This is a genomic window from Streptomyces sp. MGP-P1 (assembly GCF_057766565.1).
Genome location: NZ_JBYMEM010000001.1, coordinates 226,624 through 252,278 on the forward strand (window position 1 = coordinate 226,624; position 25,655 = coordinate 252,278).

The 25,655-nt window shown below is 72.8% G+C and carries 11 protein-coding genes and 2 pseudogenes; 2 read left to right on the forward strand and 11 right to left on the reverse strand.

Annotated elements, in window-relative coordinates; all coding sequences use genetic code 11:
* Window positions 1-348 precede the first annotated feature (348 nt).
* Together AC3CH1_RS00995 and AC3CH1_RS01000 are read left to right on the forward strand one after the other, a co-directional pair.
* Entirely contained in the window at window positions 349-1,767 is a 1,419-nt protein-coding gene (locus AC3CH1_RS00995; RefSeq protein WP_488461084.1) for a glycoside hydrolase family 76 protein, read from the forward strand.
* 318 nt (window positions 1,768-2,085) lie between these two features.
* The gene (locus tag AC3CH1_RS01000; RefSeq protein WP_488461085.1) at window positions 2,086-2,475 is read left to right on the forward strand and encodes a hypothetical protein; all 390 of its coding nucleotides are present in this window, start codon (window positions 2,086-2,088) and stop codon (window positions 2,473-2,475) included.
* 543 nt (window positions 2,476-3,018) lie between these two features.
* On the opposite strand, the gene AC3CH1_RS01005 is transcribed toward AC3CH1_RS01000, so the two are convergent.
* The 11 genes and pseudogenes from AC3CH1_RS01005 to AC3CH1_RS01055 form a co-directional block, all read right to left on the reverse strand.
* Complete coding sequence (locus AC3CH1_RS01005; protein ID WP_488461086.1) at window positions 3,019-4,299, reverse strand: MFS transporter; 1,281 nt, start codon at window positions 4,297-4,299, stop codon at window positions 3,019-3,021.
* 114 nt (window positions 4,300-4,413) lie between these two features.
* Window positions 4,414-5,667, reverse strand: coding sequence for an ATP-grasp domain-containing protein (locus AC3CH1_RS01010; RefSeq protein ID WP_488461087.1), 1,254 nt, complete (start codon window positions 5,665-5,667; stop codon window positions 4,414-4,416).
* 113 nt (window positions 5,668-5,780) lie between these two features.
* Complete coding sequence (locus AC3CH1_RS01015) at window positions 5,781-6,002, reverse strand: MbtH family protein (protein ID WP_488461088.1); 222 nt, start codon at window positions 6,000-6,002, stop codon at window positions 5,781-5,783.
* Window positions 5,999-8,578 carry a non-ribosomal peptide synthetase gene (locus AC3CH1_RS01020; RefSeq protein WP_488461089.1) on the reverse strand — a complete coding sequence of 860 codons (2,580 nt, stop codon included), beginning with the start codon at window positions 8,576-8,578 and terminating at the stop codon, window positions 5,999-6,001. The genes AC3CH1_RS01015 and AC3CH1_RS01020 overlap by 4 nt, the downstream gene beginning before the upstream one ends.
* Entirely contained in the window at window positions 8,575-9,933 is a 1,359-nt protein-coding gene (locus AC3CH1_RS01025; RefSeq protein ID WP_488461090.1) for a cytochrome P450, read from the reverse strand. Before AC3CH1_RS01025 ends, AC3CH1_RS01020 begins: the two co-directional genes overlap by 4 nt.
* 5 nt (window positions 9,934-9,938) lie before the next feature.
* Window positions 9,939-10,820: a phytanoyl-CoA dioxygenase family protein gene (locus AC3CH1_RS01030; RefSeq protein ID WP_488461091.1), complete on the reverse strand. Its 882-nt coding sequence runs from the start codon at window positions 10,818-10,820 to the stop codon at window positions 9,939-9,941.
* Window positions 10,817-15,286 (reverse strand): non-ribosomal peptide synthetase, encoded by a 4,470-nt coding sequence (locus AC3CH1_RS01035; RefSeq protein WP_488461092.1) that lies wholly within the window; start codon window positions 15,284-15,286, stop codon window positions 10,817-10,819. The genes AC3CH1_RS01030 and AC3CH1_RS01035 overlap by 4 nt, the downstream gene beginning before the upstream one ends.
* Window positions 15,283-18,213: a type I polyketide synthase gene (locus AC3CH1_RS01040; protein WP_488461093.1), complete on the reverse strand. Its 2,931-nt coding sequence runs from the start codon at window positions 18,211-18,213 to the stop codon at window positions 15,283-15,285. The genes AC3CH1_RS01035 and AC3CH1_RS01040 overlap by 4 nt, the downstream gene beginning before the upstream one ends.
* Window positions 18,213-21,683, reverse strand: a complete 3,471-nt coding sequence (locus AC3CH1_RS01045; RefSeq protein ID WP_488462112.1) for a non-ribosomal peptide synthetase — start codon at window positions 21,681-21,683, stop codon at window positions 18,213-18,215. The genes AC3CH1_RS01040 and AC3CH1_RS01045 overlap by 1 nt, the downstream gene beginning before the upstream one ends.
* Window positions 21,663-23,084: pseudogene (locus AC3CH1_RS01050) on the reverse strand (amino acid adenylation domain-containing protein); the annotation flags it as partial. The gene AC3CH1_RS01045 and the pseudogene AC3CH1_RS01050, both read right to left, overlap by 21 nt.
* Window positions 23,085-23,459: 375 nt before the next feature.
* Window positions 23,460-24,410: pseudogene (locus AC3CH1_RS01055) on the reverse strand (condensation domain-containing protein); the annotation flags it as partial.
* Window positions 24,411-25,655 lie beyond the last annotated feature (1,245 nt).

A 25,655-nucleotide genomic window follows, 5' to 3' on the forward strand; every position in this document is an offset into this window, starting at 1 on the left:
GGAGTGGTGGCACCGGCCTCCGTCGCGCGCCCCGCTGAGCGCATGGCGCCGAGGAGGGGCGCCGCCGAGGCGTGGCCGCCCCGCGTTCCGTCGGCATGGCGAGCCGGGAGACCCGGCCCCAAGCCCCCTGCTTCATCGGCGTCTACGAAACCGAGGTTCGGCATGCGGCACGAAGGAAAGAGCGCACGTCACAGGTTGCACGGCGCGTCCGCGTCGTGGAGGCGGGCGGGGTCCGCGGCCGGCGTCCGGAAACGCTTGCTTCCTTCCCGCCGGAGCGCCTTCCGCCCTCCCTCGATCTCAGAAGGCCCGGCCGTGATGCCCGCGAGGTCCACGTCCGTCGCGCTTCTCATGGCATTGACGACGTTGTCCACCAGCCTGCTGGTCGGCGGGACCCCGGGCACCGCATCGGCAGCGCCCGCGAACGTGTGCAACAAGCACTGCGACGCGCGCGATCCGTCGCTGAGCACCCAGGACCGCGTGCCCGTCACCGCCCAGATCTCCACCCGAACCATCGCGCTGCACTTCGACGACGCCGACGGGATGGGCTGGGGATCCATCGACAACGGCGCCCCGGGTGACCGGGTGTGGCTGGACCGTTCCATGGACGGCGGTCGGACCTGGGCGTCGGGCAGCGCCCTGGGCGCCACCACCGTCCCGTCCGGGGCACGTGGCTGGCGTACCCAGATGTACAACGTCGACGACTGGAACACGCGGGGAGTAGGTGCGCTGCGGGCCTGCGGACAGCCGGCCGGCGGGGGCATCGCCTGCACGTCGTGGGCCCGGACCACGTGGAACGCCGGCAGCAGAAGCACCGCGGCGGCCACTGCTCTGATGATGTCGTACGACCGCGGGAGCGCACTCTTCGGCGGCAACGGCTGGTGGACCAGCGCCAACGCTCTCACCGCGATCACCGACAACATCAGGATCAGCGGCATGGGCAGTTACGCGTACGCCTTCGCAGATGCCTACGCCAGGAACATCGACGCGCAGGGTGGACAGTTCCGGAACGAGTACCTCGACGACACCGGGTGGTGGGGCCTGCTCTGGATCAACGCCTACGACCTCACCGGCGACCGCCGCTATCTCGACACCGCGAGGGTCGACGCGGACCACATGAACGCGAACTGGAACAGCACCTGCGGCGGCGGCGTGCGCTGGAGTACGAACGGGAACTACAAGAACGCCATCACCAACGAGCTCTTCATCCAGCTCAACGCGGCCCTGCACAACCGCACCCCCGGTGACACCACGTACCTGGGCAGGGCGCAGCGCGGATGGAACTGGCTCCGGGACAGCGGCATGATCAACGCGGACCGGATGATCAACGACGGTCTCGACGACTCCTGCGCCAACAACCGTCAGCCGACCTGGACGTACAACCAGGGCGTCGTCCTGGCCGCCCTGACCGAGCTGCACCGGGCGACCGGTGACGCCGGTCTGCTGGCCACGGCACGCTCGCTGGCCGACGCCTCCACGGTCCGGCTGGAGTCCGGCGGTGTGCTGCGCGAACCGGGTGAGAACGACAGCTGCACGAGCGACGGGGCTTCGTTCAAGGGCGCCTACGTGCGAGGGCTCGGGAAGCTCAACCGCCAGTTGCCGGACCGCCCCTACGCCGCGGCCATCAAGCGCTGGGCGAACAGCGCCTACGACCGCAACCGCAACGCGCTCGACCAGTACGGTCCGCACTGGAGCGGTGGCACCGGCACAAGCGACTACGGCTGTCAGCACAGCGTCCTCGATCTCCTCAACGCCGACGCCGGCGGCTGAGCGGAGGGGCATCGCCGGCCCTCTCCCGGCGCGGGAACTGCCCGTAGCGAGAGGTTCTCGGGTGCTCGACCGTCGAAGGGTCACCAGCTGTGCTTGGTGGCCCTTCGGAAAGTCATGACCCACCCGGACCACCATATCTGAGCGCTACCGCGGGTTGCGCCACGTCCCGGGCCGGCTCACACCCTGGCCCCCCGCCCGGTGTGCCGGCACCTCCACCTGGACAGTGGTCGTAGCCGGCCCGGCTCCCGCCTCGGATACCGTGTTCCTCTACGGGGTGCCACAACGGACGTGACGCCCCCTACCGGAGGTAGTCAGCGTATGAGTCCAAAGCGCAGCAAGAATCCAGCTCTGCCCGTACTTGACGACGCATTCCGACTCGCGTCGGTCAAGGAGGCCGAAGAGTCCACCCGTGACTTGACCGCGCGGCTGGCCACCACCGAGCTGCGCCGCGCTTCCCACCCGGGCCGGGTCACCTGGGAGCCCACCGATCAGGCCGAGCCCGTACCGGTCCCGCCGACCGTGGTCGACGGTGACGGGGACCTGTGGCTGCGGGACCGGGGCACTGGCACCTGGACCATGCCCGAGTTCAACCCGAAGGAGTTCCCGGCCCGCTGTGGCGAGGTTCTGACGTGGAACGAGCTCGCTAGCGAGTTCGGCCCGCTGACCGGACTGGCCGACGACCGCCGCATCGGCGGCAGCCGGCGCTGACTGCGCAGCCTTCTGGGATGACCGCGCCCCTGAAGCGCACGCTACGGGTAGCCGGGAGCTCCAGCTCACCGCCGAGCTCGACGACGGCGGCGAGCAGGATCCTCGAGCTACGCCGGTCTGTCCCAGGACCCGGTCACGACCATGCGCGTCTGGGTCGACCTCGCCATGCTCGCCTACCAGCGCAAGGGTCGGCCCGGGCGACTGGCCACAGTCCAGGTTGCCCGTACCTGCCGCGCTGCCGGCCGGGCCCGCGGCGCCCCCTGCACGAGCAGGCCGCCGAATCTCTCGCCGCCGCCCGCGCTCCCGATGTTGACCCGTCCCTGGCCGCAAGGATCCTCGCCTCGGCCCGGAGCGCATTCTCGGAAGCCATGCGGGTCACCTCCGACTCCGTGGCGGTTGAACCCGAGGGCTGCTCGCCGATCGACCGGGACGAGTGAGCGCCGTCGCCTCCGAGCGCGCTCGGAGGCGACGGGCCGCTGCCGTCCGGTGGGACCCGGCGCGCGGGCGTACGTGGGCGGCCGAGTCCAGGTGCCGGCACGACGGTCAGGCGGAGGTGCTCCTGGTCGCCGGGTCGGTCTCCGGTTCCGGCTGGGACTGAGGCTGGGGAGGCGTCGTGCTCAGGGAGCGGGCCTCCCGGTCGAGGACCAGGGTGATGCCGACCAGAAGCATCGGGACCGCAGCCAAGGCGAACCCCCAACGCATGTCCCACCCGACCAGCAGGCCCATGGCCGCGATCGAGAGCGGCTCCAGCGTGACCCGGGGCAGGTCCATCACGCTGCTGATCCGGCCGAGCGCCTCGGCGGGCGCCCTGGTCTGGATGAAGGTGGGCAGGGCAACGTCGCTGGAGTACGCCACGCCGATGCCGAGCAGCACCAACACCGTCACCGCCAGCCAGAGGCTGGGCAGGAAACCCAGGAGCATGAAGGCGATACCCTCGCAGAGCGTCATTCCGATGATCAACATGCCCCAGCGTCGTGGTAGGCCGGTGAAGACCGCACCGATGGTGCCGAGCAACTGGCCGAGTCCCCAGGCGGACAGCAGAGCCCCGAGGGCGAGTGAGCCTTCCGGGAAGCTGCCGGCGAGTGCGGGAAGCCCTACGCTGAAGAGCCCGCTGTAGCTGAGCGCGGCGGCGCCGATCAGCATGAGAACGATACGGATCTCCCGGCTCCGGGCGGCGTAGCGGAGCCCGTCGACAATCTCGGTTCGGATCGCGGCGATCGATTTGGCGGTTTCCCCCGTGGTTCCGGACGGCTGTTTCCGCGGCGCGGCGAGTACGGTCAGCGCGGCGAGGAAGAAGGTGCCGGCGTTCAGCAGAATGGCCGTCGGCGAACCGAAGAGGGTGACCATGGCGCCGCCGAGGACGGGGCCGAGGAGCCGGGATCCCTGCTCGCCGAATCCCACCAGCGCGTTTCCGCGGGCCAGGTGCTCGGCGGGAAGGAGCGAGGGCATGATGCTCGCGGTGGCCGGCCAGAAGAACGCCTCGGCGGCTCCGGTGAGCGCGCCGAGTGCGTACAGATGCCAGACCTGGACGCCGTCCGCAAAGGCGATGAGGCCGAGCAGGGTGACCGCGGAGCCCCTGGTCAGGTGCGAGAGGAACATGACGGTACGGGGTGACATGCGGTCGGTCACCGCACCGCCGACCAGGAGCAGCACCCCACGCGGCACCGCCTGCACCAGCAACACCGCCGCGAGGGTGCCGACGGACCCGGTCTCCTGAAGGATCAGCCAGATGAACGCGACTTCGAAACTGTAGTCCCCGACCTGGGACAGGGTCTCCCCCAGCCAGACCCGGCGGAAGGGGCGGTGGAGAAGAGGCTGGCGCACTTTATCCAGCATGGTCTGCCCCTGCTCGGTCGAAGGTCGGGTGGGTGAGGGTGCTCGCTCGCCCTCTTTGGCGTAACCGGGCGAGCAAGGCGTCTTTGCTGTTAGTCGCACTATTCACTGAACCGCATACTCCAGATGGAATTTCTTGTCCAATTCCATGATGAGCCCGTGCAGGCTGTCATGGTTCTTCACTTCTCCACGCACGAAGCCGAGGCGCTGTGCGGGGAATCTCCAGTCGACTGGCTGCCCGGGTGCGGCTACCACGTCGACTTCGCGCACTCCGGGCATCGCCCGCACCGCGTCGGCTCCGTCGATCGACCGGAGTACGCCGACGAGGCGCGGCGGCACGATGAAATACTCGAAGGCGACCGCCCCGCTCGGGGAGGGAGCCGGTTCGACGTCTCTTCCCAGGGCCAGTTCGCAGGCGGTAGCGAGGAGGTCCACCCCGTGGGCCCGCCGGAGCAGATCGGCGGCCCGGCCGCCGACCCGGCCGTTGACCTCGATGACGCGCGGCCCGTCCGGCGTCAGCTTCACCTCCGTGTGCGTGACCCCGGTGCGCACGCCCAGCGCCCGTACAGCGGCTGCCGCGAGTGCGGCGACTTCGCGCTCGGCTTCGGAAGACAGGGTCGAGGGCAGGAAGAGCCCCGTCTCCCGCAGCGGGTCGGCCAGGGCGAACTTGCCCGTCACGCAGATCGTCCGCACCTCGCCACGGACGACCACGGCTTCGACGGAGACGTAGTCGCCCCAGCGTTCACCCGCCGCCGAGGGGTCCCCCGGCAGATACTTCTCCACCACGAAGACCCGCTCGTCGCCGTCGGGCATGATCTCCGCGAGTCGGCCGTGCTGCTCCGCGCCGTCCAGGCGCAGGGTGTCCCGACTGCCCGCCCCCACTCGGGGCTTGACCACCACCGGATGGCCCAGGAGCTCCACGGCGGCCACCACTTCGGCGGCGGAGGACGCCTCCAGCGTCGGGGTGTCGTCGACCCCCGCGGCGGCGAGCGCCGCGCGCTGCGCCGTCTTGTCGGTGAGCAGCCGCACCGTCTCGGGGCGATGGCCGGGCAGTCCGAGGATTTCGGCGAGCTGGGCGGTGGCCCCGAGACAGAACTCGCTGAAGGTGACGACGGCGGCGGGCCGCTCCACCCGCAGGACCTCCGCCGCCTCTCGGATGTCCATCCCGCTGATATCGCAGACACGTGCCTGCCGCCGGATTCCGGGGAGCAGCGGCGCGACCCCGGGGACGGCGGTGTCGCAGACGAAAACGATCTCGCACAGGGAGCGGGCCGCGAGCAGGACGGCGGCGGGGCCGGCGGAACCCAGCCCGTAGACGACGGCGACCGTCGGAAGGTCCGGTGCGGGAAGCGTGTTCATCCGCGTACCTCCGCCGCGTCGGAAACGCTCGGAGGAACGGGGCGCGCGGCGCTGGTGGAGCCGACCGGCGCTGCCGGACGGGCGGATCGCTGGTCGGCGTTCATGGGAGCCTCTCAGCCGGCCGTGTCGGTGGGGACCCGCGCGCCGTCCGCCGGGGCGGTCCGTGCGGACTTGGGGGTCATGTCGGTCCACTCCTCCTCGATGCGGCGCAGGCACTCCTCGCGTGCCGACGCCTCGCCACTGATGCGCCAACCGGCTGGAACGTCATGGTAGGTGGGCCAGATCGAATACTGCTCCTCGTGGTTGACGACCACGTGATAGAGATCCTCGTTCATGGGGTGGCGTTCTCCTTCGTCGTGAGGGTGAGGAGGCCCAGTCCATGGCGGTCGAGGGCCGCCAGATAGAGCCGGCGCAGCAGAGGGTCGCGAATCCTGCCCCGTTCGTAGTGCGCCCGGTAGAGCCGGTCGTAGGTCTCCATCCAGACGTGGTCGGTGTGCAGGAACAGCACGTCGTGCGGGGCCATGCGACGTATCGCGAACATGCCGAGGGGGGCGACGGAGACGGGGAAGGCGGAATTGCGCACGGCTCGCTCGTCGCAGTGTGGGTGGAATTGGCTGATCATCAGTCCGTCGGCCACTGCGGCACTCTTCAGCCCCGGGTACATCTTGTCCAGGTTGCGCCAGCCCTCGGACCCGGTGCCGGGCAGCACCACCACACGGCACTCCAGAGGCGCGCCGGTGGTGGGGCGGGCGTCGGTGACGATGGCGAAGTCGGCCATCTCGGCCTTCAGCAGGGTGCCCAGTTCGTTCGGAGAGCGGCCGTCGGTGTCGTATCGGAGGCTGAACTGGGCGGTCTTGCCGTTGAGAGCGGGCGGTACGAACGGGCAGACGGGTCCGGTACGGCCCAACTCGGGGTGGGCACGGCCCACGTACTCCCGCAGCCAGGTGTCGACCTCGGTGAAGTCCCGGTCCACACGGTCCTGTGAGGGTGCGGCCACTACGCGAATCCACAGGCCGTCGATCCGTTCGAGGCCGGTGCCCGTCGGCTGGGCGGCGCGCGTCCGGACGGTCTCCTGGGATGCGGCCTTGTCCGGGGCCGGGTCTGGGGCCGGGGCCGCAGCGGCGCGCAGCGCGCGGAGCTGACCGGTCAGGCCCGCGAACGTGGGATCGGCGTAGACGGATGCGAAGTCGAGTGTGACGCCCAGGCGCGTCCGCACCTCCTCGACCAGGCGCATCAACCCGATCGATGTGCCTCCGCCGGCGAAGAAGTCGGCGTCGGGGCCGGCGGGAAGTCCGGCGTGCGCCTCCCACGCCTCCGCCAGGGCAGGCTCGCCCACGGTGAGGGCGTTCGTCGCACCATCGGCACCGGGCGCGTCCGGGGCCGGGGCGGCGGCGAGGAGGGCGCGCAGGGCGTCGCGGTCCACTTTGCCGTTGGCGGCGAGCGGGAGGGCGTCCAGGGCGGTGATCCGGTCGGCGACGAGATGGCCGGGGGCCCGTTGGCGGGCGCGGGCGCGCAGGGCCGCGGTGTCCAGGGCCGCTGGGGTCACGAAGCCCGCGAGGACGGTGCCGTCGGGGCCGGGATGCGCCAGTACCGCGGCGCCGTGGACGGCGGGGTCGGCCGCGAGGATCGCCGACGCTTCGGCCAGATGGACGCGGTGGCCCCGCACCTTCGTCTCGTCGTCCGTGCGGCCGTGGAAGTCCAGGGCCCCGTCGGGGAGTTGCCGTACCCGGTCGCCGGTGCGGTACATGCGTGCACCTGGGCCGGAGGCGAAGGGGTCGGGGAGGAAGCGTTCCGCGGTCGCGGCGGGCAGGCCGAGGTAGCCACGGGCCAACCGGTCGCCGCCCAGGAAGAGCTCTCCGGCAGTCCCCGCAGGGACGGGGGCGAGCCGTTCGTCGAGGATGTAGCACGACGTGCCCCGCAGCGGCGTGCCGATGGGGAACGCGGTTCTGCGGGGGCTCTGCCAGGCGGAGGCCGGGCCGAGTGTGCTGAAGGTGGTGTTCTCGGTGGGGCCGTATCCGTTGATCAGCCGGGTGCCGGGGTACGCGGTGTGGAAGTCGGCCGCCGCGACGGCGGGGACGGTGTCCCCTCCGGTGATGAGGGTGCGCAGGGTGCCGAGCGCCGCTCCGTGGTGGTGGGTCATCAGAGGGAAGAGCGGGGCGGTCAGCCATGCCGTGGTCACCTCGGGCGCCGACAGCAGTGCGGCGAGTTCGTGCAGGGCGAGGGGGTGGCGGCCGGCCGCCGTGATCCTCGCTCCGGCCAGCAGCGGGGCCCAGATCTCATAGGTCGACGCGTCGAACGCCAAGGTGGAGTGCAGCAGTATCCCGTCCTGCGGGGAGAGCTTCAGGAGTTCCTGGTCGAGGGCCAGGGAGACCACTCCGCGGTGGGTGACCCCGACCGGCTTCGGCTCTCCCGTGGTGCCGGAGGTGAACATGATGTACGCGAGGTCATCCGGTCCGCAGGGCGCGGGCGGCATGTCGACGGGGCCAGGGGCGGGTGCGGCGTCTGCGAGGGCGCGGGGCTCGAACCCGGGAATGCGAAGGCCGCTCGGAGACGTCTCGCCGGTGTGAAGGGTGAGCACGGCGCGGGCGCGTTCCGCCATGGTGCGTACCCGCTCCGCCGGATAGCCGGGGTCCACCGGTACGTAGCAGCCCCCCGCCAGCAGCACGCCGAGCATACCCAGGACGGTGTCCCGGCCGCCGTGGCCCACCAGGAGCACGGCGTCGCCGGGCGTGACGCCCAGGCCCCGCAGCGCGTGCGCCACGGCGCGGGCCTCGGCCAGCAGCTCTCCGTACAGCACGTCCCCCTCCGGATCGGTGAGGGCGACGCGCCGAGGGAATGCCTCGGCGACGTCGGTGAAACGTGCCTCGATCCGGGTGGTCGGCGTCTTCGGCGTGTACGGTGCGTCGTTCATGCCGCGCCGCCACGGTGCACGGCGTCCAGGGGGTACGTCGCAGGCCGGCCGTGGGGGACGAACACCGCCAGGGGGGCGGGGTCGGGTGCGAGCGCGATGGCGGGCCTCAGCCTGGTGGCCGCGCGGTCCTCGGTCAGCTCCAACCGTCCGTGGCCGGAGATCACGGCGGTGACCAGTTGGGCTTCCAAGAGGGAGAACTGCCGCCCCAAGCACTGGTGGGGGCCCGCACCGAAGGGGAAGTACTGCGCCACGGGCGGACGGCCGGAGAGGAACCGTTCGGGCCGGAACACCTCGGGCTCCTCCCACAGGGCGGGCGAGCGGTGGATGGCGTAGGTGCTGGCCAGGACGAGATCGCCCGTGTCGAGCCGGACGCCCGCCACCTCCAGCGGTGCTTCGATCCGGCGGAACAGCGCCCAGGCGGGCGGGTGGAACCGCAGGGACTCCTCGACCACGGCCAAGGTGTACGGCAGGAGGCCCGGCGGCATCGGCCCGGCCGCGCCCAGGGCTTGGAGGTCGGTCTCCCGCACCTCCCGGCAGGTGCGGTCGTAGGCTTCCCGATCCCCGGTGAGGTTGAAGAAGATCCAGGTCAGCAGGGTGCCCATGGTCTCGACGCCGGCGACGAAGATGGAGAGCAGCTCCTCGCGCAGGACCAGTTCGGTGTCCTCGGCCTCACTCTGCTCCCGTAACGCGGAGACCAGGGCGGGGAGCAGCCCCGGCTCGGCGACGGGGCAGCGCTGTTCGCCGGCCCGGCGGGCGATGAACTCCTCCAGCGTCCGCTTGCTGTCGGCGAACGCGAGGTCCTCTCCTTCCTGGACCCGGTCGGGGGTGAAGAGCCGGCGGTCCAGATGGGTCACGGCCAGGTGCACCGTCCCGGTGAGGCGGTGCAGTTCGGCGCCGCTCATGGCCGGGTCCACCAGGCGGAGGATGATCTCGATGCTCAGGCGCTGGAGGGCGTCGGCGAGGTCGAACTCCACTCCGGCGCGGGGAAGCAGTTCGCGCTGGACGAAGTCCTCGGCGGCGTCCAGGACCAGGGTGTGCAGCTCAGCGACGGCGCGCGGTGCGAACAGCGGGCGGAGCAGGCCGCGCCGCTGCCGCCACCGTTCTCCGGAGGCCACCACGAAGAGTCCGCTGCCGACCAGTTCGCGCAGCAGGCCGCGGTGGTTGCGGGTGCCGTGGGCCAGGGCGGCGGCGGCCACGGCGGGTTCGGCGACGACCAGAAGGCGCTGTCCGTCGTCGACGGGGACGGCGCAGACGGTGCCTTCCTCACGCATCCGGATCATCAGCCCGAGGGGGTCGTCGCCGATCTCCTTGTCGAAGGTCGCGTAGTCGAGGGAGCTGGGCGTGACGGTCGCCATCGACATCACTCCGTACCGTCGTCGGCGAGCGGGATGATCTGGCCTGAATGGTCGGTCATGACCCATCCCTCGGCCGAGCGCACCGAGGTCCGCTGCCGTTCCGCGTAGCCGTCGGCGTCCTGCTGGAAGTGCCAGGCGAACGGCGGGCGCAGCAGGCGGCGTTCGACCGGGGTCCAGTCGCCGTCCGGGAGGTCTTCGGGGACGGGGGCGGGTGAGGTGTGCTGCACCATGCCCGCTGTGTACCGGCAGAAGACGACCCGGCGTTCGAAGTCGGCGGCCCAGGGCCAACTCCCGTGGGTGGCGGTGTCCGCGAAGAGGACGACCGAACCCGCCCGGACGGGGACCCGGGTGACCCAGTCCCCGGTCTTCTCCCAGCTCTGGAAGGACTCTGGAAGTTCGAAGGCCGACTTGTGGCTGCCGGGGACCACGGCGAACCCGCCGTGCTCCGCCAGGGCGTCGGTGAGGCAGAAGGCGGCGATCAGGTGGCCGCCGTAGATGCGGCCGTCTCGTACCTGGTAGGAGAGGGGAGGGTACTCCCAGGGCGTGTTCCCGTTGTGGAGGATCAACGCGCCCGCTCCTTTGCGCGCGTAGAGCACCTGGCCCTCGTCGTACCGTAGATCCGAGCCGAGGACCTCCTCCAGGTAGGGCAGCACCCGGTCATGGCCGATCAGGCTCCGGACCGGGCGCGGTGTGGTGTGGAGGGGACCCGCGTTGGCGATGTAGGGGTTGTACTGCTTCAGGAGTCGGTAGTCGAGCTTGTTCTCGCCCTCCCAGAGGCCGTGGTGGTCGAGGGCGGCGTTGGCGTCGGCGAGTTGCCGGGGACTGAGGACGTCCTCGACGACGAGGTATCCGCGCAGGTCGAACAGGTACTTTTCCTCTTCGTTCATGACCTTCCCATCGTGTCCGGTTGTGGGGCGAAGGGGCTTGGTTCGGCGCCGAGGGCGACGCGGATCGCCTCCAGTCGGGCGCTCAGTTCGGGCAGGGCGAAGAGACGGGTGGCGCCGGTGAGGGTCAGCCGGAGTCCGCCGTGTCCGGCCGGCGCCGTGTGGAGCACCAGGTCGAGATCGGACCAGTGTTCGGGCAGGACGTCCCCGGGGGGCGTGTCCGGCACCGCGGCGCGGTGTCCACCGCCCTCATGGACGATCAGCCCGGCGGCGCAGACCGGCGGCCGGACGGCGGGGTCCACCGGATCGACCAGTTCGGCGATCCGCGACAGCGGCAGATCCGCGTGGTCCAGCGCGGCCGTCAGCGCCCGTCGGCTTTCTCCGGGGCCGGCCGCCGTCACGGCTACGGGGAGCAGATCGACGGCGCGGCCGACCAGTGAGGAACCCTCGGCGGCCGAGCGGTGCGAGACGGGCAGGCCGATGATGACGCCGTATCCGTCGGGGTCGATGGCGTTCGCGAACGCGCTGAGCAGGACAGCGGTCGTCGTCGTTCCCGACGCCCGGCCGCGGGCCGTCAGCAGCTCGTGGGCGGCGGCCGGGAGCACGGTCATGGCCCCGTGGGCGCGGAAGCCGCGCGGAGCGCCGCGGCGGGCGGCGAAAGGGTCCTTGGGGATGGTGCGGAGGGTCTCCTGCCACCACTGTTCCAGCGTGTCGCGGCCCGCGTCCGCACGCCCGCGGCGGACGCGGGCGTACACGCCGTAGTCGGCGGCGGGGCTCGTCGGCCGGCCGCCCGCGAGCAGGGTGAGGAGTTCGTCCGCGAGGATGCCCGCGGACGGTCCGTCGCCCCGGTTGCGGGCCAGTCTCAGCAGCACATGGCGGCCGGTCCGCGCCCCGTCGGGTGCCAGGAGTGTCGCGGCCAGGCCCGGGGATCCGTCGGGCAGGGGTTGCTCCACCAGGTCGTTCTGCCGGTGGACCGCGGCGGGGTCGGCGGGCAGCGGGGCAAGGACGCACGGCTGCCACGGGGCGGGCTCGGGTGCGGCCCCTGGCAGGGGGCCGAGGGCGCCGTGACGTGCCACCAGAGCGCGGACCGCGTGCTCGACGTCGGCCCGACGGGCAGGGGCGTCGAGCCGGAGCAGCAGCGGGATCGCCGGCGCGGGGTGTCCGATGAGCCGCTCCAGCGTCAGAACCTGACGCTGTTCGGCGGTGAGGGCAGGGCCGTCGTCGTGGGCCGGTGCGGCGTCCGGCACCGGTGCGGTGTCGAGCAGTTCGGCGACCGCTTGGGCCAGGTCGCCGGCGCGCGGCCGGGTGAGGACGGTACGGACGGGGACGTCGACCTCCAGAGCGGTGCTCAGCGCGGCGGCGATCCGAGCCGCGCCCAGGGACGCGCCGCCCAGGTCGTAGAGGTGGTCGTCCGGCCCGGCCGACGGCAGATCGAGTTCGGCGGCGAAGGCGTCCAGCACCGCCGCCGTCACCCGGTCCCGGGACGGGGCGGACTCGGTACGGAAGCGGTGGACGAGTCCGGTGAGTGCGCGACGGTCCACCTTGCCGTTGGCGGTTACGGGCAGTGCGGGCAGGACTCGGATCTCGGCGGGGATCATGTGGGGAGGCAGGGTCAGGGCGAGCGCGGCGCGTACGGCCGCCGGGTCGGGTCCCGGGTCGCCGGTGACGAAGGCGGCGAGCCGGGCGAGCCGTTCGCCGACCACGACCGTCGCCGCCTCGCGCACTCCGGGGACGTTCGCCAGGTGCTGGTCGACCTCCTCCAGTTCTACCCGGTGGCCGCGGATCTTGACCTGGTGGTCGCTGCGGCCCAGGAAGGCCAGGCTGCCGTCCGGGTTCCACCGCACCCGGTCTCCGGTGCGGTACATCCGGGCGCCCACCGGGCCACCCGGTTCGGGCAGGAAGCGCTCCGCCGTCGCGGCGGGGCGTCCCACGTAGCCCCGGGCCACCCCGGTCCCACCCACGTACAGCTCTCCCGCCGTGCCGTACGGGACGGGCCGCAGTGACGGGTCGAGGACGTGGAGTCGGACGCCGGGCAGGGGGCGGCCCACGGGGACGACGCCCTCGGCCCGGCCGGGCGTGTACCGGTGGGAGGTGGCGTCGATGCAGATTTCGGAGGGGCCGTACTGGTTGTAGAGCGTTCCGATTCCCGTGCGCGCATAGCGTTCGGCCTGGGTCGCGGGAAGCGCCTCGCCGCCGCAGAAGAGTACGCGTGCGGGAAGGCGGCGCAGGTCGTCGTCGGTGAGCGAGGCCAGCAGGGAGGGGACGACGTCGACGACCGTGGCCGCGTGCTCCCGGGCGGCGTCCACCAGGGCGGCCGGACGGGCACCCAGGTCGAGGCCGGGGAAGACGACGCCCGCCCCGGCGACGAGCGGGCCGAAGCACTGCCAGAAGGACGGGTCGAACGAGAGGGGAATCGTCTGGAGCACCCGGTCGGGGGCGGCGAGGCCGATCTCCCGGCGTCGCCAGGCGAGTTCGCCTGCGAGCGCGCCCTGGGGCACGGACACGCACTTGGGGGCGCCGGTGGTCCCGGAGGTGAACACCGCGTAGGCGAGGTCCGCCGGGCGGGTGCGGGCAGCGGGCGGCACGCCGGGCGCGGGGCGATGACTCGCGGCGCGCAGACTCGCGGCGCAGAGCGGGATGAGTCCGGCGAGGGTCTCGGGCGGTGCGTCGCCGGGCTCGTGCACCAGGAAGCGGACACGAGCCCCGAGCAGCAGTTCCCGCCTGCGCTGCCAGGGGTCGTCGGGGCGCAGCGGCACGGTCCAGCCGCCGAGGCGCCAGATCGCGAGGGTCAGGGCGAGGTAGTCGGCGCTCGCGGGAAGCACCAGGGCGACGGCCGATCCGTGGCGCACTCCGGCCCTGTGCAGGAAAGCGGCGAAGTCGCGGACTCTGGAGCGCAGAGCCCGGTAGTCGAGGTCACCGGTCGCGTCGCGGACGGCGAAGGCGTCGGGGGTCCGTTCCGCCCAATGCGCGAAGGCGTCGTACGGCAGCGGTGGGGCGGGCGCGACGGGGCCGGCGGCGACGGTCCCGACCCGGGCCCGGTCGCCCGGATCGCGTACGTCCACCGTGGCCAGGACCGCGCCGGGATCGCCGAGCACAGCCTCCAGGCAGCGCAGAAATGCCTGGGCGAGTCGGCGCAGGCCCGCCTCGGTGTACCGCTGCGGGGAGCCGGTGAGTCTCAGGGCGGTCCGTTCGCCGTCCGCCGCCAGTTGGACGGTGAGGTCGCCCTGGCTGCCCTGGACGCGGACGGGGAGCGGGGTGACGGTGAGCTGTCCGCACGGCCGGGGCCGGTTGTCCTCGCCGGTCAGGACGAACGCGGCGGGCCGCGGCGCGTCGGGGAAGGCGAGGGAGTCCGTGGGGACGACGGCGTGCCGGTCTCCCGCGAGCAGTTGCTCGGTGGTCTGCTCCACCAGGGCCGCGAAGGTCGTCGCGGGGTGGACGGGGATGTCGAGCGGCATGGCGGCGACGAAGGCCCCGACCGCGCGGTCGTAGCGCTCCGATGTCCGGTTGGCCGCCGGGACGTCCACCGGGACGCGGCGGGCGCCGGTGACCAGATGCCAGGTGGCCGCGAAGCCGGCGAGCCAGACCGCGTGGACGGTGGCCCGGTGGCGGCCCGCCAGTGCGCCGGCCCGCTGGATCAGGCGCGGCGGGAGGACCGTTGCGGTCTCCGGGGCGATGCGCTCCCCGTCGCCGGGAGCCGCTTCCTGGGCGAACGGCGGCTCGGCGGCCTCGTCGGGGTGGCCGACGTGCTGCCCGGCCCAGTACCGGGCGTGGGCGGTGAGTTGGGCCCGTCCCTCGGGCGAGTGCTCCCAGCGGGCGTAGTCGAGGTGCGATGCGGTGGGCGCCGGCCCGGGAAGGACGGGCGCGCCGGGCGCGGCGTAGGCGTGGAGGAGTTCTTCGACGAGGATGCCCAGCGACCAGCCGTCGCAGAGCGCGTGGTGCAGGGTCAGCACCAGGACGTGGTGGTGCGGTCCCGAAACGAGGAGCGCGGCCCGGACGGGGGGTGGCCCGGCGAGGTCGAAGACGTGGGCCGTCTCGTCTGCGAGCGCGGACGCGAGGGCGGCTTCGCCGCCGGACACGGTCCGTGTCTCCCACGCGATGTTCGCCAGGGCTTCGACGTGTTGCCGGGGCACACCGGATTCCCGCACGAACCGGGTGCGCAGTGCGGGGTGGCGTTCGGCGAGGAGGTTCAGGCAGGTCCGGAGCCGCGAACGGTCCAGCGGGCCGGTGAGCCGGAGGGCGAGCGGCACGGTGTACGCCGGGGAGGCGGCGGGAGCGACCTGTTCGGCGAGCCACATGCGGTACTGGGTGACCGACAGGGGGTGGCTGCCGGACGGGGCGGACGGCGGAGCGGGTTCGACGGACCGGACGGGCAGGGCGGGCAGGGAGGTGACGCGGCCGCGGCCCGCGAGCCGTACGGCCAGCTCCGCGCGCTGCTGCGGGGTGAGCCGGTCGAGCGGGGATCCGGTCATCGCCCCTCCCCCGCCTCGTCGAGGATCTGCTGGACGAGCAAGCGCTCCACGAGGGCGGTCTGTCCGGATACGGTCCGGACTGCCAGGAGATCGCGGACGGGGATGTCGACTCCGAACTCCCGGCTCATCCCGCGGGCGAGCCGTGCCACGGTCAGGGAGTCCCCGCCGAGCTGGAAGAAGTCCGCGCCGACGGGGACGTCGCTGACGCCGAGCTGCTCGTGCCAGTACCGCTCGATGACTTGGTCGGGGTTGGCCTCGGGGGCCGTTGCGGCGGGCTCCGCCGGAACGACGGGGGTCTCTCGCGGGCCGGGGGGCGGCGGGGCGGCGGGAACGCTCCAGCGTGGCCCGGCGAACGGGTAGGTCGGCAGCCGTACGGGGCGGCCGGGCGGGCGCAGGCGGTCGAGGTCCACCGGGAGACCGGCGACCCATAGACCGCCGAGTGCGGCGAGCACCGCTCGGTCGCCGGAGGGTCCGGCGGGTGAGGAGAGCAGCGGCGTGGCGGACAGCCCGGCCGACTCGGCGAGCGCGCTGAGCACCCGGCCCGGCCCTGCCTCCACGGCGTGGGCTCCGGGGAATGTCGCCTTCACCGTCTCCAGCGCGGCAGCGAACCGCACGGGTGCCCGTGCCGCTCGGGCGAAGTGCCCGGCGTCGACCAGGGAGCCCACGTCAAGCAGCCGACCGTTCGCGCTCTCCACCCAGGCGAGTTCCGCGCGCTGGACATCGTCCACGGTCAGCGCTTCACGCAGCGCGGCGGCGGCCGGCTCGATCAGCGGGGTGTGGAAGGCGCGGTCGGCGCGCAGCGCGCGGGTCCTGAGCAGTCCGGCGGTCTTCTCCTGGAAGGCGGCTACGGCTTCGGGCGTTCCCGCGACCACGGTGTCGGCGGCGGTGTTGACCGCGGCGACGGCCAGTTCCGCACCGTGCTCCTCGATGAGGGCCCGCGCCTGGCTCTCGCCGCAGCTCAGCGAGAGCATCGCGCCGGCGGCGCACCGCTGCATCAGCAGGCCGCGGTGTTCGACGAGACGGGCGGCGGCGGAGAGCCGCAGCGAGCCGGCCACGGCCGCCGCGCTGATCTCGCCGAGACTGTGGCCGACCAGGACGCTCGGCTCCGGGCCGAGAGCGCGCAGCGCGGTCCCGGCCGCGTACTCGACGGCGAAGAGCGCGGGTTGCGCGAGCCGGGTCTCGGCCAGCCGAGCGGCGGAGAAGTCCCCGTCATGCAGGGCACGTTCGACTTCCGCGGCGAGGTCGGGGGTGAAGGATCGCAGACAGCGGTCGAGCGCGTCGGCGAATCCGGGCAGGATGGCACCGAAGGGGCGGGCCATGCCGGGGACCTGGGTCCCCTGCCCGGGGAAGAGAAGGACCAGCGGCACGGGGTGGGCCCCGACGGGACGGGGCTTCGGGGCGGGCGTGCGCAGTTCGCGCGTCAGTTCCTCGACGGTGCCGGCCACGGCGACGGAGCGGTACGGGAGTTCCGGCCGGCCCGCCAGGGTGTGGCCGACGTCCGCCAGGGCGGGGGTGGTGTGATCCATGTGGTCGGCGAGCCGGGTCCGCACGCGGTCGGCGGCCGCGTGGTCCTTGGCGGAGAACACCATGAGGTGCGGGCCGCGGTCGGGCGATGCCGGGGCCCGCGTCCGGGGGGCCTGTTCGACCAACAGGTGGACGTTGGTTCCGCCGACGCCGAAGGAGCTGACCGCGGCCCGGCGGGGGCCCGGGCGCGTCCAGTGCTCGGCCCGGCGGGGCAGGCGCAGGGGGGTGTCGTGCTGTTCCAGCAGGGGGTTGGGATCGCTCAGGCCCGGTACGGGCGGGATCAGGCCGTGTTCGACCACCAGCAACGCCTTGACCAGTCCTGCGAGACCGGCGGCGGCGTCGAGGTGGCCGATGGTGCCCTTGAGCGCCCCGACGTGGATCGTGCCGGGCTGCGCGCCGAGGGAGCCGTACGCCGCTGTGGCGGCCGACCATTCGATGGGATCGCCCAGGGACGTGCCCGTGCCGTGGCTCTCCAGGTAGCCGACGGTCGAGGCGTCGACGCCGGCGGTGGCGAGGGCCGCGCGGATCGCCTGCTCCTGGCCCTCGGCGGAGGGCGCGAGGAAGCCTGCTTTGGCGGAGCCGTCGTTGGTGAGCGCGGAGCCCAGCAGTACCCCGTACAGCGGCGGCGACGCGTCCTCCACGTCCTCGTAACGGCGCAGGACGATGCCGATCGCGCCGGAGCCCGCCAGCGTGCCGTCGGCCGCCGCGTCGAAGGGGCGGCAGCGTCCGCTGCGCGACATCACCCCGCCCGCCAGGTGCAGATGGCCGGCCTGGGGGGCGTTGGCGGAGGCGGCGACGACGAGGGCCTGGTCGCACTCGCCGTTGTTCAGCGCCTGGATCGCCGTGTGGGCGGCTGCCAGCGAGGACGAACACGCGGTCAGCACGGTGAGCGCGGGGCCGGTCAGCCCCAGTTTGTAGGCGATCCGGGTGGCGAGGAAGTCGCGCTCGTTGGCAAGGATCGCCTCCTCGAACTCCGGCGGCTCCAGAGCTCCCGCCGCCAGCAGCGTCCGCAGGTGGCCGCTGCCGCTGGCCGCGGCGTACACCCCGGTGCGCGGGGAGCGGTCGGCGCCGAGCGGATGTCCGGCGTCCTCCAGCGCGGACCAGGAGCATTCGAGGAGCAGCCGGTGCTGGGGGTCGAGCAGTCGGGCCTCGCGGGGGCTGACTCCGAAGAAGGCGTGGTCGAACCGGTCCTGGTCCGGCAGCAAGCCGTGCACGGGCACATAGGACGGATCGTCGGCGAGTTCGGCCGGGACCCCGGCGGCGAGAACCTCCGCCCGGTCGAGGCGGCGGGTGAGGACCCGGCCCGCACGGACGGCGGCCCACAGTTCGCCCACATCGCGGGCCGCGGCGAAGCGGCCCGACACCCCGGTGACGGCGATGTCGAGGGATCGGTCACGGGTCATCACTCGGCCTCCTGGGCACGGCGGTCGCGGAGCCGTCGGGCAGCTTGGTCGCGGCGGCTGCGGGTCTCGTCGGCCGCGGGACCGGCGACCGTGCCGCGGTCCCGCCCTTCCAGCCGGGCCGAGATGTCGGCGACCGTGCTGTGCCGGAACAGGTCGAGGATCGGCAGCCGCACTCCGGTGTGCCGGTGCAGCGCCTCCTGGAGCGCCGGGACGAGCAGGGAGTGGCCGCCGACGTCGAAGAAGTTGACCCCGGTGGGGACGTCGGCGAGGCCGAGCACCTCGCGCCAGGCTGCGACGACGCCGGCGTACCGGGGCGGCACGGGCCCGGCCGGCCGCGCGGCGGACGCGGTCCGGCGTTCGACGGCCTCGCGCTCCAGAGCGCGCCGGTCGACCTTGCCGTTGGGGGTGAGCGGCAGCCGCGGTACGCAGTGGATCTCGCGCGGGACCAAGTAGCCCGGCAGCCGTTCGGCGATGTCCCGACGGAGGCGGTCGGGTTCAGCGGTGCCGGTGACGAAGGCCACCAGGCCGGCGTCGTCGACCACGACGGCGCTGCTCCGGACCCCGTCGGCGTTCCGCAGCACCACCTCGATCTCGGCGGGCTGGACCCGGTGGCCGCGGATCTTCACCTGGTCGTCCGTCCGGCCGGCGAAGACCAGTGCGCCCTCGCCCCGCCAGCGCACCCGGTCGCCGGTGCGGTACATCCTCGCCCCCGGTGCGCCGGAGAAGGGATCGGGCAGGAAGGCGGCGGCCGTCTCGGCGCGGCGGCCCAGATAGCCGCGTGCGACGCCGGGGCCGCCCACGTAGAGTTCGCCCTCGACTCCCGGCGGGACCGGGCGCAGCGCGTGGTCGAGGACGTGGAGACGGTAGCCGGGCACGGGGCCGCCGATGTCGACGGGCCCGGCGGCGCGGTAGCGGCGGTAGCTCGCCCAGACGGCCGTCTCGGTGGGGCCGTACTCGTTGACCAGCGCCACTTCGGGCAACAGGGCGAAGTGGTCCCGGAGCAGATCCTGCGGCAGCGGTTCGCCGGCGGTGATCACTTCGGTCAGGCTTGCCGTCGCCGGGCCGCCCGCCCGTTCGGCGGCGGCCAGCAGCACCCGGTAGAGCGAGGGCACGCAGAGCAGGTGGGTCACCCGGTGCCGGGTGATCAGCGCGATGAGCCGCTCGGGGTCGCGGACGTCGTCGGCGTCCGCGACGACGAGCCGTCCACCCGCCGAGAGCGTGCCCCAGATCCCGGCCGCCGAGGAGTCGAAGGCGGGCGGCGAGAGCAGCAGGAACACCGGCTCCCGTGGGTAGACCGCGCGGCGGGCGGCGGTCGAGGCGGCGAGCGCGCCGTGCTCGATCACCACTCCTTTGGGGCGTCCGGTCGTCCCGGAGGTGTAGATCACGTATGCGGGGTCGCCGGGGCCCGGCACGACCGGGACGAACGGCGCGGCGGGCGGGTCGATCCGGTCGATGTCGAGGATCGGCGGGCCCGACGCGCTGATCCGGCCGACGGTCGGGCCGCTGGTGAGGACCGCGGCGGCGGCGCAGTCGGCGAGTGCGGCGTGGATGCGGGTGTCGGGGTGTCCGGGGTCGAGGGGAACCTGGGCGGCTCCGGCGAAGTGGACACCGAGCAGCGCGGCGGGCAGCGCCGTTGAGCGTTCCACCAGGACCGCGACCCGGGTGCCGGGCCCCGCGCCCAGGGCGGTGAGCCGCGCGGCGATGGCGAGCGCCCGTTCCCGCAGCATCCCGTAGGTCAGTTCGCCGTCGACTGCCGATACGGCCACCCGGTCGGGGACGCGTCGGGCGATACGGTCGATCCGCCGGCTCACCGGGTCGGGAGGGCCGCCCGGGGCGGGGCGGTGCGTCCAGTCCAGGGTGGGCCGGGCGGGGTCCTGGTCCGCGGGCAGGGCGGCGCGGGCGGCGGGGCGGGACACGAGTGCCAGCAGAGCGCCGAGGAGGTGTTCGGCGAACTGCCCGGCCTGTGCCGTCGGCCATCGGTCGGTGCGGTGAACGACGTCCAGGCGGCCGCCGTCGGGGGTCTCCCTCAGGATGATCTCCAGGTCGTACTTGGCCACGTCGGCGGGGATCTCGACCGGGAGGCTCGCGGCGTTCCCCAGGTGCTCGGGTGCGGCCCGGAGCAGCGGTTCGTGGTCGACCAGGACGTGGAAGAGGGGGGCACGGCCGGGTTCGGAGCGGACGCCGAGCTGTTGGACGAGGGCGTCGAAGGGATGGGCCCGGTGGGCGTGGGAGCGCAGCAGCGCCCGGTGCGTGTGGGCGATCAGTTCGCGGCCGGTGAAGTCGGGGCAGGGGCGCAGCCGGACCGGCACCGGATTGACGAAGAGGCCGACGACCTCGCTGAAGCCCGGCGGCCGGACGTCCATGGTGGTGCCGGCCAGGACATCGCCTCCGGCCCCGTACCGGTCGGCGGTGAGTGCGAAGGCGGCCAGGGCGAGGACCAGCGGGGTGGTGCGGTGGGTACGGGCAGCCCCGGTCAGTCGAGCCCAGTCGGCGGCGTCGATCGACCTGGAGACGGCGTCACCGGCCCAGTGGCGGTGGACGGGCTCGTCGCCGAGGGCGATCGGCGGTTCCGTGGAGACGTGGCGCAGTTCCCCGGCCCAGAACTTCTGTAGCCGTTCGGTCTCCTCGGGTGTCGGCGCGGGCGCGTCGAAGGCGCGGTGGGGCGGAGCGGATGGCGCCGGTCTGCCTGCCAGCCGGTCCAGCAGTTGTCGGGTGATCAGCTCGGTGGAGTGTCTGTCGAGGACGATGTGGTGCGCGGTGAAGAGCAGAATGCGTTCGTCCTCGCCGATCCGGAACTCCGCCAGGGCGGCGAGGGGTTCACCGAAGAGGTCGAACGCCCGGCGGGCCGCCCGCTGGAGCCGGGCCGTGAGCCCCTCCTCGCCGGCCGTGTCCACCGACACGGTGAAGGCGTCGAGCGGCCACTCGGCGCGAGCCGGGCCGCGGTCGCCGTCGACGACGCGGAGCCGCAGTTCGGGATGGGCGGCGAGCACCTCGTGCCAGGCGGTGTCGAGCTGCGCCCGAGCGAGTGGACCCCGGTGGCACAGCGCCCAGTACACGGTGAACTCATGACTGTCCGGTTCCGCGCGGTGCAGCAGCCACAACCGGCTCTGAGCGGCCGACAACTCCGCTTTCCCGGCGTCCGGTGGCGTGCACGCCACCGGCGCGCTTCCCGGCCGCGCGGCCTCGAACCGCGCGCGTGCACCGTCCGGCGTGGGGTCTCCGAAGAAGGCGGCGAGGTCGACGGCGGCGCCGTGGAGCTGGTTCAGCTCGGCGATGAACCGGGCCGCGTCCAGGGAGCTGCCGCCGCAGGCGAAGAAGTTGTCGTCCCCGGCGAGGGGCGGGCCGCCGAGAGTTTGCGCCCACAGCGCGCTGACCGGGTCGGCGGAGCCGGCGGGGCCGCTCGTCCGCGCGGGAAGCGGCAGGGCGTGCTCGTCCACCTTGCCGCTGGGGGTGAGGGGGAAGGCGTCCACCAGCAGAACGTGCGCGGGCACAGCGGCGGAGGCGAGCTCGCCCGCGGCGGCGGCCCGCACCCGCCGGGGTTCGGGGCGGGGGCCGGACGGCTCGGGGACGACGTAGGCGCACAGTCCCTCGGCCCCGGCCCGGCCGCTACGCGCCACATAGGCGTCCCGGACGCCCGGGGCGCGCCGCAGGACCTCTTCGACCTCGTACGGGTCGACGCGCTGGCCGCGCACCTTCATCTGGTGGTCGGTGCGGCCGAGGTAGAGCAGGTGTCCGGCGGCGGTGAGCCGCACCCGGTCTCCGGTGGCGTACATCCGGGCTCCGGGGGCGGTGGCGAAGGGGTCGGGGAGGAAGCGTTCAGCCGTCAGGGCGGGGGCGGAGGCGTAGCCGCGGGCGACCTGCGGGCCGGAGAGGTACAGCTCGCCCGCCGCGCCGACGGGTACGGGCCGCAGATCGGGACCGAGAACATGGGCAGCGGTCCCACCGACGGGCCGACCGATGCTCGGCGTCTCGTGCTCGTCGAACCCGCACCAGGTGGTCTGGATCGTGGCTTCGGTGGGTCCGTAGCCGTTGGAGCCGCGGACGCCGAGCGCACGCAGGTCGCGCCAGGTCGTCGGGTCGACGGCCTCGCCGCCGAGGTCCAGTTCCAGGTCGGTACGCCGCAGCACGTCGTCCAGGCCGAACCGGCGCATCGCGGCGAACATCGACGGCGAGGTGCTCAGCAGCCGCACGTCGTGCCGTTCCAGCCAGGCGACGGCTGCCTGGGGGTTGCGGTAGACCTCCTCCTCGGCGATCACCAGGCAACTCCCCCGGAACAGGTACAGGAGTTGCTGGAAGAAGACGTCGAAGGAGACGGCTGCGGTCACGCCCACCCTGGCCGCCCCGGCGCCCGCGGGCTGCACGTCCACGAGGATCTCCAGGCCCCGGTGCTCGACCATCACCCCCTTGGGGCGGCCGGTGGTTCCCGAGGTGTGCAGGACGTACGCCAGGTCGTGGGGGGCCGCCGGATGGCCGGGGCGAGCGTCCGGCTCCGGGCCGGCCGGGCCGGAGCCGCCGCCCGGAGCCACCAGGGTGAACGTTCCGCTGAGCCGCTCGCGCAGTACGGGAGCGCAGATCACGGTGCGGACTTCGGTATCGGCCAGGACGTACGTCAGGCGGGAAGCGGGCTGCGCGGGGTCGAGCGCGACGGCGTGGCCCCCCGTCCGCCAGACCGCGAGCACCGACACCACCAGGGAGGCGTCGCGCTCGCAGAGGACGCCGACCGGGGAGCCCGGGCCCGCTCCGGCCGCCCGCAGCACGGTGGCGAGCGCCCGGACTTCGCGGTCGAGGGCGGCGAAGGTCGTGACGTCCGTGCCGCGGACCACTGCGGGCCGGTCCGGCGTAGCGGCGACCTGTGCGGTGAACCGCTCCATGAGAGGGATCGACGGGCGGGGTCGCGGCGGCGGAGGGATCAGGGACGCGGTGGACGCGCCCGGCGACCGGGGCAACGGGGCGCCCGGTTCCCGGGCCAGAGCGAGCAGGGTGCGGCGGACGAGGTCGAGCAGCTCGGTAGCGGCCTCGTGGGTGGTGCCTCCCCGGGTACGGCGGATCACCGACAGCAGACCGCCGCCCTGGTCCAGATGGAGATCGAATTCGAGGTCGAAGCGGGTGAGGCCGTTGCCCGTCTCCACCGGTATCACCTCGACGCCGTCGAACACGGGGGCGGGAGGGGCGCCGTGGACCTGGAAGCAGGTCGTCAGTCCGGAGGTCGCCGTGTCGAAGAGGTCGGAGCTCTCCCGGAGGGGCTCGGCCAGGTGGGTCAGCGCCTGGGCCACGGTTCCCCGGACGGCGTCGGCGAGTTCGGCGCCCGAGGCACCGGCCCGCCAGAACTGGCGCAGCAGCACCATGCGCGCCAGGGAACCGACCGTGGACAGGTCCGCCGGCGTCCGTGCGGCGAAGGGGGTGGCGATCATCAGGTCGGTCGCGTTGCCGTAGGTGGCGAAAGACGCGTAGAGGGCGCTGAGGCCGAGCAGGAAGGGAGTGCTGCGCAGCGCGCGGGCCCCGGTGCGGATGAGCTGCACCTCGGCTTCGGAGAGCGGGAGGCGGAGGGTCTCCCCGTATGGTGTGCGCGGCTGCGGGTCGCGCGGCAGGGTGTCCGGCCAGGAGGCGTCGGCGAGCACCCGGGGCCAGTAGCCGGTCGACGCCACGGACTCGGACGGCGGGGCGGAGAACACTGGCGGGGCCGGACGGGGCGCACCCGTGACGGTGCGGGCGCGGTAGGCGGTGGCGATGTCCGCGAGCAGGACATCCAGGGAAGCGCCGTCGCAGGCGATGTGGTGCACCAGCAGCGAGAGGAGACGACGCTCCGGGCCCTGTCGGAACAGGCTCACGCGCAGGGGGCAGTCGTGGGCGAGGTCGAATGCGTGCCCGCCCACCGCCTGCCACTGGTCGACGTCGGCGGTGCTCGGGTCGTCCACCGTCCAGTGCGGCTCGGCAGGACCCGGAGCCCAGGACGGCACCTCGCCACCGCTGTCGAGGCGGCGGGCGAAGACGGGATGACGGGCTGCGGCTTCGCGCACCGCTTCCCCGAGGGCCCGCTCGTCGAGCGGGCCACGGAGCTCCCAGACCCGGTGGACGTTGAAGGCCTCCGGCTGGGCACGACTGGTGAGCCAGATACCGAACTCGGGGGCCGTGAGGGCCCGTCGGAGCCCCGTACGGAAAGTTGACTCCGCTGCCGCAACCTGCTCGGTTCTGTTCACTCTCGTTTGCCCTTTCTCGACTTCCTGATACCGCGTGATCGATGACTCCGGATGGCGAGGATGGAGAAAGACCGGCGGAGGTCGCCGCGCGTCGTTCGTCCTTCACGACGATCCGCCGCGGAGGCGTAGGCCACGTCACGGAGGAATGTGACACCGAAAGAATCGGCCGGGGGAGGCAGAACTAACGGGCAGTCAGGAGAAAGTTTCACGGTGACGTTTGAAGCGGAAAAGGTGGATGCGACCGCTGGCGGTGCGAGTTTGCACTCACCCTCCCCGTGGGTCGCAACATTCGTCGGTACCGGGCAGCACTGATCCGCTGGATTTTTGCTATCCAGCGTCGGGGTCCTAGCGTTCCAAGGGCGGTCGCCGGAGACAAGTGTGCATGTGCTCCTGGCATCCCGGCAGTGTCTCTTTCGAGAATGACTGAATATAGCCAGACCGACCATGGGCCGGGCGAGGAAACTCGACCGGCCCGCCGTGCGGGGCACGGGTCGGCGCCTTGCGGGCAGGAGGGCCGAGGACATGCCCGAGATTGCGGGAAAGCGCCGCTCACCACGGACGGGAGCGGGGCACGCACTGCCGATCGGCACCGAGTCCCGGCGTGCGCGCCGAACGCTCCGCAGGTGCACCGGAGAGCAGCAGGCCGCCTCTCCCCCACCGTGTACGGTTTCCGGTCAACCCATTCGCACGAGACTGACGGGTTCCGCGAGAACCTGATTTTCCTCGGATGTCGTGACTGCCAGGCGGGGTGATCTACTTTCCGCCATATCCGGTGACTTCTTTCGGACAGCTTTCCGGAATGAACGGGGAGCCGCAGCGGTGAGATTACGCAGGACGAAGCGCCTCCTCGGTGTACGGCAGCTCTCAGAACATCGAAGCCCACCTCCGCATCCGTCGGACACGGGTGACACTTCTCAGCACAACCGCACCTGTGATATTTTCCGTGCGGCCTGCGGCAGCCGCGTGGCGACCCTGCGGGAATCGCGCGGTGGCCAATAGCCGAACAACTAGGGGATCGCGGATCGCCGATTCGCAGGACCCCTCTCCTACGAGGAAGCTTCTTCAGCGGTTCCGGGCGCATTCGCACAAAGGTTCCTTCTAAAAGTTCCGCACCTGAGGCGTCGCCCGCAAAATATCGGCAGACCGAGAATTGCCGACCGAACAGCCCTCCGCGCCTCCGAAGACCGCGACCGGCAGGGCACATCTGGCCGGGCCGGCCGGCGAAGGACCCCAACGCACTGGGAG

What these genes read in the sequence shown, in the direction of transcription:
- AC3CH1_RS01015 (WP_488461088.1), bottom strand. Translation starts at nt 6,002, where the DNA reads ATGAACGAGGATCTCTATCACGTGGTCGTCAACCACGAGGAGCAGTAT.
- AC3CH1_RS01020 (WP_488461089.1), bottom strand. Translation starts at nt 8,578, where the DNA reads ATGAACGACGCACCGTACACGCCGAAGACGCCGACCACCCGGATCGAG.
- AC3CH1_RS01040 (WP_488461093.1), bottom strand. Translation starts at nt 18,213, where the DNA reads ATGACCCGTGACCGATCCCTCGACATCGCCGTCACCGGGGTGTCGGGC.
- AC3CH1_RS01000 (WP_488461085.1), top strand. Translation starts at nt 2,086, where the DNA reads ATGAGTCCAAAGCGCAGCAAGAATCCAGCTCTGCCCGTACTTGACGAC.
- AC3CH1_RS01030 (WP_488461091.1), bottom strand. Translation starts at nt 10,820, where the DNA reads ATGAACGAAGAGGAAAAGTACCTGTTCGACCTGCGCGGATACCTCGTC.
- AC3CH1_RS01035 (WP_488461092.1), bottom strand. Translation starts at nt 15,286, where the DNA reads ATGACCGGATCCCCGCTCGACCGGCTCACCCCGCAGCAGCGCGCGGAG.
- AC3CH1_RS01010 (WP_488461087.1), bottom strand. Translation starts at nt 5,667, where the DNA reads ATGAACACGCTTCCCGCACCGGACCTTCCGACGGTCGCCGTCGTCTAC.
- AC3CH1_RS01025 (WP_488461090.1), bottom strand. Translation starts at nt 9,933, where the DNA reads ATGGCGACCGTCACGCCCAGCTCCCTCGACTACGCGACCTTCGACAAG.
- AC3CH1_RS00995 (WP_488461084.1), top strand. Translation starts at nt 349, where the DNA reads ATGGCATTGACGACGTTGTCCACCAGCCTGCTGGTCGGCGGGACCCCG.